Annotated in this window: 12 protein-coding genes; 8 read left to right on the forward strand and 4 right to left on the reverse strand. The window is 74.3% G+C overall.

Going from position 1 to position 14,305, the window contains the following annotated elements:
- The first annotated feature begins 73 nt into the window (after positions 1–73).
- Together C9F11_RS49125 and C9F11_RS41550 are read left to right on the forward strand one after the other, a co-directional pair.
- The gene (locus tag C9F11_RS49125) at positions 74–568 is read left to right on the forward strand and encodes a DUF6286 domain-containing protein (RefSeq protein ID WP_249402110.1); all 495 of its coding nucleotides are present in this window, start codon (positions 74–76) and stop codon (positions 566–568) included.
- Positions 565–1,167 (forward strand): hypothetical protein, encoded by a 603-nt coding sequence (locus tag C9F11_RS41550; RefSeq protein WP_138965599.1) that lies wholly within the window; start codon positions 565–567, stop codon positions 1,165–1,167. Before C9F11_RS49125 ends, C9F11_RS41550 begins: the two co-directional genes overlap by 4 nt.
- Positions 1,168–1,218: 51 nt before the next feature.
- On the opposite strand, the gene C9F11_RS41555 is transcribed toward C9F11_RS41550, so the two are convergent.
- Both C9F11_RS41555 and C9F11_RS41560 read right to left on the reverse strand, forming a co-directional pair.
- Positions 1,219–2,595, reverse strand: coding sequence for a deoxyribodipyrimidine photo-lyase (locus C9F11_RS41555; protein ID WP_138965601.1), 1,377 nt, complete (start codon positions 2,593–2,595; stop codon positions 1,219–1,221).
- Positions 2,596–2,691: 96 nt separating this feature from the next.
- Positions 2,692–4,287 (reverse strand): SDR family oxidoreductase, encoded by a 1,596-nt coding sequence (locus C9F11_RS41560; RefSeq protein WP_138965603.1) that lies wholly within the window; start codon positions 4,285–4,287, stop codon positions 2,692–2,694.
- Positions 4,288–4,618: 331 nt separating this feature from the next.
- Between C9F11_RS41560 and C9F11_RS41565 the strand changes: the two genes are divergently transcribed.
- Complete coding sequence (locus tag C9F11_RS41565) at positions 4,619–5,203, forward strand: sigma-70 family RNA polymerase sigma factor (protein WP_138965605.1); 585 nt, start codon at positions 4,619–4,621, stop codon at positions 5,201–5,203.
- Positions 5,200–5,955: an anti-sigma factor gene (locus C9F11_RS41570; protein ID WP_138965607.1), complete on the forward strand. Its 756-nt coding sequence runs from the start codon at positions 5,200–5,202 to the stop codon at positions 5,953–5,955. Before C9F11_RS41565 ends, C9F11_RS41570 begins: the two co-directional genes overlap by 4 nt.
- A 28-nt stretch (positions 5,956–5,983) precedes the next feature.
- On the opposite strand, the gene C9F11_RS41575 is transcribed toward C9F11_RS41570, so the two are convergent.
- On the reverse strand, positions 5,984–7,582 hold the full coding sequence (locus C9F11_RS41575; protein WP_138965609.1) for a molybdopterin-dependent oxidoreductase: 1,599 nt from the start codon (positions 7,580–7,582) through the stop codon (positions 5,984–5,986).
- Positions 7,583–7,819: 237 nt separating this feature from the next.
- Between C9F11_RS41575 and C9F11_RS41580 the strand changes: the two genes are divergently transcribed.
- Positions 7,820–8,479 carry a fasciclin domain-containing protein gene (locus tag C9F11_RS41580; protein ID WP_138965611.1) on the forward strand — a complete coding sequence of 220 codons (660 nt, stop codon included), beginning with the start codon at positions 7,820–7,822 and terminating at the stop codon, positions 8,477–8,479.
- Positions 8,480–8,548: 69 nt separating this feature from the next.
- Here C9F11_RS41580 and C9F11_RS41585 read toward each other — a convergent pair whose 3' ends face one another.
- Positions 8,549–9,571 carry a MerR family transcriptional regulator gene (locus C9F11_RS41585; protein ID WP_138965613.1) on the reverse strand — a complete coding sequence of 341 codons (1,023 nt, stop codon included), beginning with the start codon at positions 9,569–9,571 and terminating at the stop codon, positions 8,549–8,551.
- A gap of 148 nt (positions 9,572–9,719) precedes the next feature.
- On the opposite strand from C9F11_RS41585, the gene C9F11_RS41590 reads away from it, so the two are divergent.
- The 3 genes from C9F11_RS41590 (at position 9,720) to C9F11_RS41600 (ending at position 14,235) form a co-directional block, all read left to right on the forward strand.
- The gene (locus C9F11_RS41590; RefSeq protein ID WP_138965615.1) at positions 9,720–10,466 is read left to right on the forward strand and encodes a sigma-70 family RNA polymerase sigma factor; all 747 of its coding nucleotides are present in this window, start codon (positions 9,720–9,722) and stop codon (positions 10,464–10,466) included.
- 1,113 nt (positions 10,467–11,579) lie between these two features.
- Positions 11,580–12,800: a cytochrome P450 gene (locus tag C9F11_RS41595; RefSeq protein ID WP_249402111.1), complete on the forward strand. Its 1,221-nt coding sequence runs from the start codon at positions 11,580–11,582 to the stop codon at positions 12,798–12,800.
- A gap of 85 nt (positions 12,801–12,885) precedes the next feature.
- On the forward strand, positions 12,886–14,235 hold the full coding sequence (locus C9F11_RS41600) for a serine hydrolase domain-containing protein (protein ID WP_138965619.1): 1,350 nt from the start codon (positions 12,886–12,888) through the stop codon (positions 14,233–14,235).
- Positions 14,236–14,305 lie beyond the last annotated feature (70 nt).

A 14,305-nucleotide genomic window follows, 5' to 3' on the forward strand; every position in this document is an offset into this window, starting at 1 on the left:
GGCCCGGCGGCCCTGGTCCCCGCGCCGCCTGCCCGTCGCCCTGGGCGCCCTGGCGGTCGCGGCCGGGTGCGCGGTGCTCCTGTACGACGTGGTGGCCGTGCACGCGGCCGGGCGCGCCCCCGCCGCGTGGCGGGTCCGCCTGGTCGCGTGGCTCACGGCGCACGGGCCCGACGGCGGCACGGTCACCGGCCTCGCGGCGGCCGCGACCGTCGTGCTCGGCCTGGGAATGGTCGTGCTGGCCCTCACCCCGGGCCGCCGCGCGAGCCTGCCGATGGCGCCGCCCGACGCGCACACGCACGCCGTCCTCCCCCGGGGCGCGGTCGCCGTCCTGCTGCGGGACTCCGTCGCCGTGCTGCCCGGGGTCACCCGGGTCCGGGTGCGGGTCGGCCGCCGTCGGGTCAGGGTGGGCGCGGAGCTGGCCTTCGGGGACCGGGGCGGCGCCGTGGCAGCGGCGACGCGCGCGGCGGAGGACGCCCTGGCCGGGTGCGGCCTCGCACGGCCCCCGCGGCTGCGCGTGCGCCTGCGGTCGGGTCCGGGCGTCACGGCCGGTGGCGGGGTGCCGGAATGAGCGGCCTGCGCTCCGCCGCCAACAGAGCGGTTCTCCTGGTGACCGGGGCCCTCGCCGTGCTCGGCGGGGCGGCCCTCGCCTCGACGACCGACGCCGTGCGTCGGCGGCTGCCCGAAGCCCTGCCCCGCCTGGACCCCGACCGGGTGTGGCTGGACGGGGCCGCCCTCGACCGGTGGCGGGCCCACGGCTGGTGGGCCGCCGCCGTGATCGCCGCGCTCGCGCTCGGGGTGCTCGCGACGGCGGCCTGGGTGGCGTACGAAGCGCGGGCGGGCCGACTGCGGCACCTGCCGCTCGGAGACCCGGGGCACGCCCGGCACGGTGACGTCACCCTGTCCGGTGCGGCCCTCGCGGCGGCGGTCGGCGACCGGGCCAGCGCCACGCCCGGCGTCGACCGGGCCCGGGTGCGCCTCCTCGGCCGCCCACGGCACCTGCGGGCCCACGTCACGGTCACGCTCGCGCCCGGCGTCGCACCCCAGGTCGTCCTCCAGCGGCTCACCCGCGACGCGATCGCCGAGGCAAGGGCGGCCGCGGCACCCCGGACGCTCCATGCCGAGATCCACTTCGAGGTCCGTGCCCACGCCCCGCGCCGACTGCGGTGACCGCGGCGCCGTTCACCCGGCGGGCGACGGGCCGGGAGACGCGCGCGGCCGCTACGGCTGCTTGCCGCGCGCCTGCCGGAAGCGGTCGAGCCCGTACGGGAGCTCGACGATCGGGTCGGGGTAGTCGAGGGCCGCGCGGTCCAGGCCGGGCAGCTTCCACGGCTCGTGCACCGACGGGGCCTCGACGCCGGAGAGTTCCGGCACCCAGCGCCGTACGTACGTGCCGTCCGGGTCGTACTTCTTGGCCTGGGTGACCGGGTTGAGGACCCGGTTGGGACGGGTGTCGGTGCCGGTGCCCGCCATCCACTGCCAGTTGAGCTGGTTGTTGGGCACGTCGCCGTCCACCAGCCAGTGCAGGAAGTGCTCGGCGCCCACCCGCCAGTCGACGTAGAGGGTCTTGGTCAGGAAGCTCGCGGTGAGCAGCCGTGCCCGGTTGTGCATCCAGCCCTCGTGGCGCAGCTGCCGCATGGCCGCGTCGATGAGGGGGTAGCCCGTGCGGCCCTCGCGCCAGGCCGCGATGTCGTCGGCGGCGGTGCGCTCCGTGCGCCAGCGGTCGTGCTTGGTGCGGTAGTCGGCGTGGGCGGCGTCCGGCCGGGCGGCGAGGACCTGACGGTGGAAGTCGCGCCAGGCCAGCTGCCGGACGAAGGCCTCCGCGCCCGGACCGCCGTGGCGGTGCGCGCGCCGCACGAGCTCCACCGGGGACAAGGTGCCGAAGTGCAGATGGGGCGAGAAGCGCGAGGTGGCGTCGGCCGCCAGGTCGTCGCGGGTGTCCTCGTAGGCGCCCAGACCGCGGCGCCAGTACGCGCTCACCCGCTTGCGGGCCTCGCTCTCCCCGGCGGGCGGCAGCGCCGGTGACACCTCGGAGCTCGCGTCGCGTGCGCACACCTTCTCGCCCGCCACCCCGTCGGGCACGGGCACCCCGCGGGGAGTGCCGATGACCGGCCGCAGCGGCACCTGCGCCCACTGCCGGTAGTACGGGGTGAACACGGCGAAGTGGTCGGACGCGGCGGGGGTCACCGTGCCCGGCGGCACGGCGACGGTGACCGCGTCGTGCACGAAGAGCCGACGGCCCGCCGCCTCCAGGGCCGAGCGCAGCCGCTCCTCGCGCCGCGCGGCGAACCGGGTGTGCCCCGCCGACATGTGCACCTCGTCGGCGTCCGCCTGGGTGACGACCCGGCACACCTGCTCCACCAGATCGCCGGAGCGCACCACGAGCCGCCCGCCCCGGTCACGCAGCGCGGAGTCCAGATCGGCCAGACAGCCGTCGAGGAACGCGGCGCGGTTGGGCGCCGCGAACCCGGTGGCCTCCACGGCGCTGTCCCGGACGAAGAGCGGCACCACGGCGTCCGCCGCGTCCAGGGCCGCCCGCAGCGGTGGATGGTCGGCCAGGCGCAGGTCGGAGGTGAACAGGACGACCGAGACGTGCATGCGTGTCAGCTTCTTTCGGTGGGCGGGCAGTTCTGTCGGCGGGCGGGGAGCCGCTGCGGGCCCTCAGGGCCCCGGGCACCCAGGACTCCGGACCACTTAAGGCTTCGGCCGGAAACCGCTCCCCGGATGCGGTGGCGCCGCGTCCGGTCGGGTGCCGTCGTGCCCGGACGCCGGGGGAGCCGCGCGCTCGGCCGCGCGGACGATGTTGCGGGCCATGCCGCCGAAGACCACCGCGTGGAAGGGCGAGACGCTCCACCAGTACAGCTGGCCAAGCAGGCCGTGCGGATGGAACAGGGCCCGCTGCCGGTAGCGCACGCCCCCGGCCCCGTCGTCGTCCACCCGCATCTCCAGCCAGGCCAGGCCCGGCAGGCGCATCTCGGCGCGCAGCCGAAGGAGCCGCCCGCGTTCGATCTCCTCCACCCGCCAGAAGTCCAGCGAGTCGCCCACCCTGAGCCGGTGCGCGTCACGCCGGCCCCGGCGCAGGCCGACGCCGCCGACCAGCCGGTCGAGCCAGCCGCGCACCGCCCACGCGAGCGGGAAGGAGTACCAGCCGTTCTCCCCGCCGATGCCCTCGACGACGTCCCACAGCGCCTCCGGCGTGACCTCGGCCGCCCGTTCGCGCACGTCGGTGTAGAGGCTGCCGCCCGCCCAGTCGGGGTCGGTGGGGAGCGGGTCGCTGGGCGCGCCGGGCACGGCGGCCGACGACCAGCGGGTGGTGACCTCGGCCTCACGGACGCGGTGCAGGGCGAGGGCGACGGCGCGGTCGAAGCCGAGGGGGGAGCCCGGCGGAGCGGGCACGTACCGCGCGATGTCGTTCTCGCCGCACACCACCTCGTACCGCAGGGACTCGGTCAGTGGACGGGCGATCCGGGTCGGCACCGGTGTCACCAGGCCCACCCAGTGGCTGGACAGACCTGGGGTGAGGACGGGGACGGGCAGGATCAGCCGCCGGGGGAGACCGGCGACGGCCGCGTAACGGCGCATCATGTCGAGGTACGTGAGCACCTCGGGGCCGCCGGCGTCGAAGGTGCGGTTCACGTCCGGGGGCAGCCCCGCGCAGCCGACCAGCAGCCGCAGGACGTCGCGCACGGCGATCGGCTGGATCCGGGTGTGCACCCAGCGCGGCGTGACCATCACCGGCAGCCGTTCGGAGAGGTAGCGCAGCATCTCGAAGCTGGCCGAGCCGGAGCCGATGATCACGGCGGCGCGCAGCACGGCCGTCGGCACCCCCGAGTCGAGCAGGATGCGGCCGACCTCGGCACGGGAGCGCAGATGCGGCGACAGCTCCCGCTCGGGCACCGTGTCGGGGGTGAGCCCGCCCAGGTAGACGATCCGGCCGACACCGGCGCCGCGGGCCTGCTCCCCGAACACGTGGGCCGCCCGCCGGTCGGTCTCCTCGAAGTCCCGCCCGGTGCCGAGGGAGTGCACCAGGTAGTGGGCGACGTCCACGCCGCTCAGGGCGCGCGCGACCGATTCGGGGTCCGTGACGTCGCCCCGGACCACCTCCACCCGCCCGGCCCACGGGTGATCACGCAGCTTCTCCGGGGTACGGGCCAGACAGCGCACCCGGTGGCCCGCGTCGAGGAGCTCCGGGACCAGCCGACCCCCGATGTAGCCGCTCGCACCGGTCACCAGGCACAGGCGACCACCGCCCGCGCGCTGCCCGGCCGGGGTGGTGTCGTCGTCGCTCATGGTGGCTCCCGCCGCTCGCCTGCTCGTCGTCCGTCGTCGCCGTAGCGCCTGTCCTTACTTCTACGGTGCGAACGTGCCGGACGGATGCGCCCGGTACGGGGGCCTGCGCGAGTGACCTGAGCGCCCTCCGCGTGCGGTACGGCCGGGAGGCGCCCGGCGCCGATCGCCCGGCGCCGATCGCGCGGTGCCGATCGCGCGGTGCCGATCGCGCGGTGCCGATCGCGCGGTGCCGATCGCGCGGTGCCGGGAAAAATCGTGCGTCGGGCCAATCCGTCAGGCCGTCGGCTCCGGAATACGGAACAACATCCACCGCTCTCCGGGAGGCCGTCGCGTGAAGGAAGTCGTGCACATCGGGTCCCGGGCGGCGCCGGGGCCCGACCTCCAGGAGCTGATGGCCCGGGTGGCCCGCGGCGACCAGCAGGCGTTCTCGTCCCTGTACGACGCGGTGGCCGCCGCCGTCCTCGGGGTGGTGCGCAGCGTGCTGCGCGACCACGCCCAGTCCGAGGAAGTCACCCAGGAGGTCCTGGTCGAGGTGTGGCGCACCGCGCCGCGCTACCGGCGGGACCGGGGCACGGCCATGAACTGGGTCCTGACCCTCGCGCACCGCCGCGCGGTCGACCGCGTCCGCTCCGTGGAGGCCGCCACCGCCCGCGAGCACAAGGCGGCACTGCTCACGCACACCCCGGAGTACGACGAGGTCAGCGAGCAGGTCGAGACCCGTCTCGAGCGCGAGCAGGTCCGCCGGTGTCTGCGCACGCTCACCGAGGTCCAACGGCAGTCCGTGACGCTCGCCTACTACCGCGGCCTGACCTACCGCCAGGTCGCCGAACTCCTCTCGCTGCCCTTGGGCACCGTCAAGACCCGCCTGCGCGACGGACTCATCCGGCTGCGCGACTGCCTGGGAGTGAGCGCATGACCATCGGCGCGGACCCGCACACGCTCACCGGCGCCTATGCCACCGACGCCCTGGACGACGACGAGCGCCGTACGTTCGAGGAGCACCTGGCCCGGTGCCCGTCCTGTGCCCAAGAGGTGCGGGAGCTGACGGCCGCCGCGGCGCGGCTCGGCCTCGCGGCGGCCGTCGCGCCCCGCCGCGCGCTGAAGGACGAGGTGCTGCGGCGCCTTGCCACGGTCCGCCAGGAAGCACCGCGGCCGGGCCCGGGACCGCAGGCCGGTACCGCGTGGCACCGGGCCCGCCGCGCGTCCCGGTGGGCCCTGGCCGCCTGCCTCGCCGCGGCCGCCGGGCTCGGCGGCACCGCCGTCTGGCAGCACCGGCAGGCCGACGAGGCACGCGAGACGGCCCGCCGGGCCCAGGCGCGGTCCGAGGACCTGGCCGCCCTGCTGGCCGCGCCCGACGCGCGGGCGCGCACCGCGAAGCTCCCCGACGGGGCGAGGGCGACGGTGGTCGTCTCCAGCAGCCGCGACCGGGCCGCGCTCCTGGCGTCCGGCATGGCGAGGCCGCCACGCGGCAAGGTCTACCAGCTGTGGTTCGACGACAAGGGGTCCATGCGCCCCGCCGGGCTCATGGACCCCGACCGCACGACCGCGGCGGTCCTGCTGACGGGCCCGGTCGGCGGGGCCACCGGCATGGGCATCACCGTGGAGCCCGCGGGCGGTTCGACCGAGCCGACCTCACCGCCCGTGGCGCTGGTGGACTTCCCCGCCTGACCTCGCCGCCCGACTTCCCCGGCAGGCGTCAGCGGACGGTGACGAGCACGGAGTGCCAGCCGCTCGCGCCGTCGGGGACGGTGCGGGTGCGCTCCTTGGTCTGCGGAGTGCCCGTGCGGTCGGTGGCGCGCACGGTCAGGGTGTGGCGCCCGGACGTGGCCTTCCAGGGGAGGGACCACTGACGCCAGGTGTCCCGGGTGTCCTCCGCGGCGAGGTCGGCCCTGCGCCAGGGGCCGTCGTCGACGCGGACCTCGACCGCGGCGATGCCGCGGTGCTGGGCCCACGCCACACCGGCGATCATGACCGTGCCGGGCTCGGGGCGGGCGAAGGGCCGGGGGGTGTCGATGCGGGACTGGGTCTTGACGGGGGCCCGCTGGGCCCAGCCCCGCTTGACCCAGTACGCGTCGTAGGCGTCGAAGGTGGTGAGCTCGATGTCCTCGATCCACTTGCAGGCGGACACGTACCCGTAGAGGCCGGGTACGACCATGCGGACCGGGAAGCCGTGGGCGAAGGGCAGCGGCTCGCCGTTCATGCCGAGCGCGAGCAGCGCGTCACGGCCGTCCAGCACGTCTTCCACGGGCGTGCCGAGGGTCATTCCGTCGACCGAGCGGGCGACCAGCTGGTCGGCGGGGCCGCCCCGGGACGGCGGCTCGACGCCGCACCGGGCGAGCAGCCCTGCCAGCGGTACGCCGATCCAGCGCGCGTTCCCCGCGTAGGGGCCGCCGACCTCGTTCGACACGCAGGTGAGGGTGATGTCGCGCTCGATGAGGGGCATGCGCAGCAAGTCGTCGTAGGAGAGCCGCAGCGCACGGGTGACGCCCCTGCCGTGGATGCGCAGGCTCCAGGACGACGGCACGACCTTGGGCACGACGAGGGCGGTGTCCACCCGGTAGAAGTCCGCGTTGGGCGTGGTGAACGGGCTGATGCCCGGCACGCGCGGCGCCGCTCCCCGGGGCACCGGGGAGGCGGGCGAGGACGGCGGCGGCAGGGTGACGCGGTCGCGGGCCTTCACCGCCCGCTCGGCGTCCGCGCCGTGCAGCGCACGGCCGAGCAGCCCGGCACCCGTCGACGCGGCGGCCGCGGTCGTGGCGATGACGAGGAACCCGCGCCGGTCCCACCCGGGGCTCCCGGGACCCCCGGGCCCGGCGGCGGGCGGCGCGGGCCGCAGCCGCCCGGCGAGCCGGTACAGCAGCGCCGCGCCGACCAGGGCGCCCACGACGGAGGGCAGCGCGTCCCGCGCGCCCACGGAGTCCGGACGGCCGGTCGCGGCGAGCGCCCCGACGGCTCCGAAGAGGAGTGCGCCCGCGGAGCCGACCCGCCGGTGCCGTGCGGCCAGGAGCCCCAGGGCGAGGGCGAACAGGGCCAGGACGCCGAGAATGCCCAGCTGCAGGACCAGCTTGTCGTTCGCGCCGAAGGAGCGGATCGCCCACGTCTTGAGGGACGCCGGGGTCCGGTCGATGGCCGCGCCGCCGACAGCGACCACCGGCCCGGCCTCGGGGCGCACGGCGGCCGACACCAGCTCGGCCACGGCCAGGGCCGTGTAACCCGCCAGCGGTCCGCTCAACGACCCCAAGACGCCCCGCCCGCGGGCCGTTCGACGCCCAGAGGTTCTCAGTTCATCGCTCATACGGGACATCCGTAGCCGCTCCCGGGGGCGGATTGGTGCCGGGCCACGGGTGGAGCACACCGCGCCGCACCACCCGAATTCCGCTGACAGCTCCCTGCTGACCTGCACGGATTCGGAACATGTCGATCTCCTGGGGTGAATCACCAAGCCGGAAGGGCCACAGCTTCGAATCACGGGCGTACGGAGCACACCAGAAGTTCCGCTTCCGCAGGCCCACCCCCCATCGAGGAGCAGATGATGAGCAGCACCTTCCGTATCCGCCGTGTCGCCCTGGCCCTGACCGCGGCGGCCGTTCTGCCGCTGTCCCTCTCCGCCTGCTCGGACGACGGCGGCGGCAAGGACGGCGCCTCCGGCAAGAAGTCCTCCGCCGCGCGGGACGACGCGAGCAAGGACGCCTCCGCCGACGGCGCGAAGAGCGCGGACGAGCCGTTCGGCCCCGCCTGCGCCTCGGTTCCCCAGAACGGCGCGGGCAGCTTCGACGGCATGGCCAAGGACCCGGTCGCCACGGCCGCCTCGCACAACCCGGCCCTGTCGACCCTGGTCACCGCGGTCAAGAAGGCCGGACTCGGCGACACGCTCAACAACGCGAAGGACATCACGGTCTTCGCACCCACCAACGACGCCTTCGCGAAGATCCCCAAGGCGGACCTGGACCAGGTCCTCAGCGACAAGGCCCAGCTGACCAGCATCCTGACCTACCACGTCGTGGGGAAGCGGCTCGCCCCCGCTGACCTCGCGGACGGCTCCTTCCCGACCCTGGAGAAGGGCCGGATCCGCACCTCGGGAACGGGCGAGTCGTACAAGGTCAACGGCTCCGCCGACGTCGTGTGCGGCAACGTGCGGACCGCCAACGCGAACGTGTACATCATCGACACCGTGCTGATGCCGAAGAAGTGAGGCGCGATGCCGAAGAGGTGACACGCGTGCGGGCGGCACGCGCGGTGATCCCCGCGGCCGGGGCGGTGGTCAGCCCTCGGCCGCGGGCTCTCCGGGCCCCGCCGGGCCCAGGAGGTCGCCGTACAGGGCGCTGAGCGTCGACGTCGCGTCCCCCAGGTTGTGGCAGCGCACGAGCCCCGGCACCGTCCTGCCCGCCCAGCCGGGGCCCGCGGTCAGGACCACCGGGCTGCGCCGCGCCCCCTTCACGCCCCACTCCATGGAAGTGAGGTGCTGGGCGAGCGGGACGCTGGCCGTGGAGCGCGCCTGGGACCACAGCACCACGGCCGCAGGGCCGACGCGGCGCACCGACGCGAGCAGCGCCTCCACGGGAACGGCGGCGCCGAGGATGCGCGTGGGCACGCCCCGTGCCCCCAGGGCGGCGTGCAGCGCCTCCAGCGGCAGGGTGTGCTGCTCGTCCGGTACGCAGGCCAGCAGTACCGGGGCGGCGTCGACGGGCGGCCCCGTCGGGACAAGGAGCGGAACGCTGCGCAGCGTGGTCGAGATGTGCCACGACAGCAGGTGCTCGACCTCCACGTAACGGTCCCCGGACGACGCCCACTTCCGCCCCACGGCCCGCAGGGTCGGCACCATGACCTCGTCCCAGGTGACGGTCAGGCCGTGGCCCCTGACCAGGGCGTTGAGCCGGCCTTGCACCTCCGGCGCGTCGAGCCGCACGGCCGCGCGGGCCAGGCCCCTGGACTCCTGCCGCACGTTCCCGAGCGGCAGCCCGCCCCCGGCGCGGTCGCCGCGCACAGGGGCGGGCGGGGCCGCACCGCCGGCCCGCTCGGCCGGGCCGCGTTCCCTGGCGATGCGGGCCGCCTCCGCAGGTGGCACACCCGTGGCGGTGAGGCGGCACATGTCCTCGACCATCGCGACGTCCTGACGGGTCCATCTGCGGTGCCTGCCGTCCGCGCGCACGGCGGGCCCCAGGCCGTAACGCCGGTCCCAGGACCGCAGGGTGGTCGGCGAGACGCCGAGGCGTCGCGCGAGTGCCCCGGTCGTCACGGCGGCACCGTCGTCCCCGCCCCGATCTTCCTGCTGTTCGTCGACCACACGGCCACCATACGACGCATAAACGACGCATGTTGCTGCGTTCGACGAGGCCTGCGGACGATGGGAGTCCGGTCGCACCCCCTCCGGTGGACCGCGCCCCGGCCGTTCGCCGCGCCGGTACAGCCCCCTTGTCTAAGGAGCCGCAGTCATGCCCTCCACCCGCACAGTTCGCCGGACGCCCGGCACCCACGGCACACGGGGACCGCACGCGGCCGACCGACTGCCGCCCCGGCCGCGGCACTTGGGCGCGGACGGCGCCGACCTGGGCGCGGACGGGGCCGAGGGGCAGCCGTGCGACGCGGACATCGCCCGCGGCTTCGTGTCCGGCGACGAGGACGCCCTCGCCGCCGCCTTCCACCGCTGGGGACCTCTGGTCCACGCGCGGGGGCGGCAGGCACTGGGCGACGCGCGCGAGGCCGAGGACGTCACGCAGCAGGTGTTCCTCGCCGCCTGGCGGGCGCGCGCCACCTATGCGGTCGGCAGAGGCACCTTCCCCGGATGGCTCGTCGGCATCACCCGCCACAAGATCGCCGACGCCCTCGCGGCCCGCTCCCGCCGGGCGGACCTCGTCACGCTCGCGGCCGCGGTGCCGCCCGCGCGCGCGGACCGGCGCGCCGACCACCCGGAGGCCGTGCTCGACCGCGTGATGATCAGCCACGAGGTGAGCCGTCTGTCACCCGCCCAACGGCGCGTCCTCAGGCTCGCGTTCTACGACGACCTCACCCAGCCGCAGATCGCCGTCGTCACCGGCTGGCCGCTCGGCACGGTGAAGAGCCACGCGCGACGGGGCCTGGAACAGCTGCGCCGCCGACTGCGGGAGAGCGGCGCCGTCGAAGCGGGCGAGGAAGAGGAAGGCGCTGACGGAAACGTGGGGGGACGCGATCGCGATCACTGAGAACAGGTCAGCTACTGTCGCGTGCATACCCCAAGCATTGGCCAGGGCATTGGCCGTTAACCCGACATTCGCCGTTAACCGGAGAGAATTCCACAGAGATGAAGAAGGGAAGAAGTTTCTGCCGGAAGCGTGCGCCCGCGCACAATGCGTGACTGTGCGCCCCTGTGCGCCCCCTATGGAATTCGGCCACGCCTGCACCTCCGTCCGACGGGCCCTCCGAGGGCTGGACATCCCCGATCCGTCCATGTCGTGGGATGGAGGGCAAGTGGGCAACGAGGGTGCGTATTCGGTCAGCATCTTCCATCCCGGTAGTCGTTCATGGCCGGGCCTCGGCGGCTGTGCCTGGTCGAAGGCGTTACTGGCTGGATGCGGGTGGACGGAAGGCGGCGATTTCTATGGTTGGGTGTTTGGTCATGGGGCGGCGGGGCACACGCGTGGCGGCGGTCCGTACTGGATTGTTGAGGCTCGAACGAGACCGTTCGAAAGCTACTCGACGGTTACGCAAAACAGACGGCGGAAGCACCCTTCGTTCAACTTCTGGGGGTTGCTATCGAGTGACCCACCGTGAAGACTGTGGCGAGGGTGCTCTGAATATGCGTGGTGCAAAGCACAGGACCGCATCCATGGGATGTGCGTACGTTGTCGTCCGCAGCGGGGAGTCCCGTCTTCGCGGGACCGCGCCACCGATTCGTACGAGCAAGGGGAAATCTCGCGCCACCGCGAGGAACGTTTCACTGGGGGATGAGTGATGTCGGCTTGGTTCGCACAACAGGTGCCGCCCTTCGCCGAAGGGCGGACGGAAAGCCGAAGTGCGATGGGGCGGACGTGTTGAGCCAGGCCAAGCGGCCCCGGTGACGGCGGAGAGCAGGCGTGCGGGTCGGTGAGGACACCACCGCCCGCCGCTAGGGCCTGCCCGCCCTCCGTGACGGACGCTCCATCGGCCTGCCCGCACACCGCGTTCACCGCGTGGGGCCCTTCGGCGCGCGCGGGGACATGCGGCCCGCATCCGGCCACGGTGGCCCCGCCCCGCGTGCCGGAGTCGACTCAGCCCGAGCGACCACCCCACCCCCTGCTTTCGTCGTGCCTCCGCATCCCCCCACCCAAGGGAGAGAAGTGACCAGCAATTCGACCAACAGCTCCTCGACGCAGGGCCACTTACTGTTCGACGCGCTGACCGAACAGTGGCGATCCCTGCGCGAGGCCGGCCCGGTCCGCCACGACGAGGCGCAGGGGGTGTGGCACGTCGTAAACCACGAAGGGGTTGCCGCCGTGCTCGCCGACTCGGCGACGTACTCCTCGGACATGACCCCGATCGCCCCCTCCCAAGAGGACTTCGAAGCCTTCAGGCAGGGCAACTTCGTCGGCATGGACCCGCCCGAGCACCGCAAGTTCCGCACCCTGGTGAGCCAGGCGTTCACCCCGCGCGTGGTGCACGGGCTCGAACCGCGCATCGAAGCCGTGTGCGCCCGTCTGCTCGACGCGGTGGCCGACCACGACCGGATCGACATGGTCGACGCGCTGGCCTACCCCCTGCCCATCATCGTGATCGCCGAACTCCTCGGCATCCCCACCGAGGACCACCCGCTGTTCCAGGAGTGGGCGGCCACCCTCTTCGGCGGCGACCAGCTCGGCGAGTCGCCCGACATGGCCGACCTGGAGCGCGCCCTCGAAGCCATCGCCCCGACCGTGCGCGAGATGAACGGCTACGTCCTGGACCACATCCGCCGCCGCCGCGCCGAGCCGGGCGACGACCTCATCAGCAAGCTCATCGCCGCCGAGGTCGACGGAGTCCGCCTGGAGGACCAGGAGATGGTCGGGTTCGTCGCCCTGCTCCTCGTGGCCGGACACATCACCACCACCGCCCTCCTGGGCAACGCCCTGGTCGCCTTCGACCGCAACCCCGGCACGCTCACCGCCCTGCGCGCCGACCCCGCACGGCTGCCCGACGCCATCGAGGAAGTGCTGCGCTGGCTGCCGCCCTTCCCCGAACTGGGTCGGCGCGTCACCCGCCCCGTGGTCCTCGGCGGTCACGAACTGCCCACCAACACCCTGGTGATGGCCCACCTGGGCGCCGCCAACCGCGACCCCGACCGCTTCACCAAGCCGGACGTCCTGGACGTGACCCGCAGCCCGAATCCCCATCTGACCTTCGGCCACGGCATCCACTTCTGCTTCGGCGCGCCCCTGGCCCGCCTGGAGGCCCGCATCGCGCTGCGGATGCTGCTCGACCGCTTCCGTGACCTCTCCGTCTCCTCCTACGGCGACGTCACGTACCAGAACCCGGCCGTCCTCGTCGGCGTCCGCCACCTGCCGGTCGACGTCGTCAGACCGTAATCACCCGCGCCCTCACGCCCGGCCCGGAGCCCGCCGGCCGTCGCGCCACCCGCCCTGAGCCACTGTTAACGGGAGCCACTTCGTCATGCCGTACACCACCGCCGCCACGATCATCGAGCGGTCGCCGTCCCGCTTAAGCGAAGTCCTGCAAGATCGTCTCGATGTGCTCGCGCGCACCCACCGGGTCCCCGGTGCCCACCTGGCCGTGGACACCGGGACGGACGTGGTCAGCGTGCACACCGGCACCACCGACGCCTCCACCGGCACTCCGTTCACCGCGGACACGGCCGTTCCCCTGGGGTCCGTCACCAAGGTCTACACCGCCGCCGCCGTGATGCTCCTCGCCGACGACGGCGATCTGGAGCCCGACGACCCCGCGGCCTCGTTCATACCCGAGCTACGCGCGTTACCTGAGGTAACGATACGTCACCTGCTCAGCCACACCGCCGGGCTGCCCACAGGACCCGACTCGGACACCGCCGCCGGGACGACCGCCCCGCGCTATCTGGCGGAGGTCTGCGCCGCCCGGGACGCGCTGTTCGCGCCCGGAGCCGGATTCTCGTACTCCAACGCCGGTTACATCGCCGCCGGACGGATCATCGAGTCGGTCACCGGCATGACCTGGAAGGAGGCCGTCCGCGCCCTGCTCCTGGAGCCCCTCGGCACCACGGCCGCCTACCTCGGCGAGCCCGCCCCCGCCCGCACGGCCGCCGTCGGCCACGCGCTGAACACCGCGACCGGACAACCGCGCCCGGCCCGGCAGAACCTCGCCGCCGTCGAGGCACCGGCGGGCGCCCTGCTGGCCAGCGCCCTCGACCTGGCGGCCCTCGGAAGATCCCTGACAGGCCGGTCCGCCGTGCTGCCGCCCGCCGTCGCGGCGCTCATGCGGACCCCCGTGCCCGGCGCCGACCCGGGGGTCCTCGCGGACGCCTGGGGCCTGGGCGTCGCGCTGTTCAAGGAGGACGGCCGCTGGTGGTGCGGCCACGACGGGAACGCCCAGGGCACCTCCTGCCACCTGCGGGCCGAGCCCGACAGCGGCGTGGTCGTCGCCTTCACCGGCAACGCCGGCGGCGCCACCGCCCTGTGGCAGGACCTCGCCGACGACCTCACCCGGCTCACCGGCGTACGCGTGCCGACCGCTCCGGCACCCGCACAGCGGGGCGAACCCATCGCCCTCCCCGAGTGCGCCGGCACCTACCGCAACGGCGCCCTCGAATACCGGATCACTCTCGACGTCGACGGCTCCCCAGCGCTGTCCGTGGACGGCGACCTCCCGCTGCCCCTGGTCTGCTACGCCGACCTGACGTGCGACCTGGTCGACCCGGCCACCGGTCGCCGCGAGCCCGGCGGACGCTTCCACCGCGACGCCGCCACCGGCACCGTCGACCGCGTGCAGATCTCGGGCCGCACCGCCCGCCGCACCCGCACCTCCTGAGCACACCCAGCTCCGGCGTGAGCACGTCCCGGCCCCGCCCTGCCGGGAGCAACCCGTGCCCGCGCGCACC

This window comes from Streptomyces sp. YIM 121038 (genome assembly GCF_006088715.1).
GTDB lineage: Bacteria > Actinomycetota > Actinomycetes > Streptomycetales > Streptomycetaceae > Streptomyces.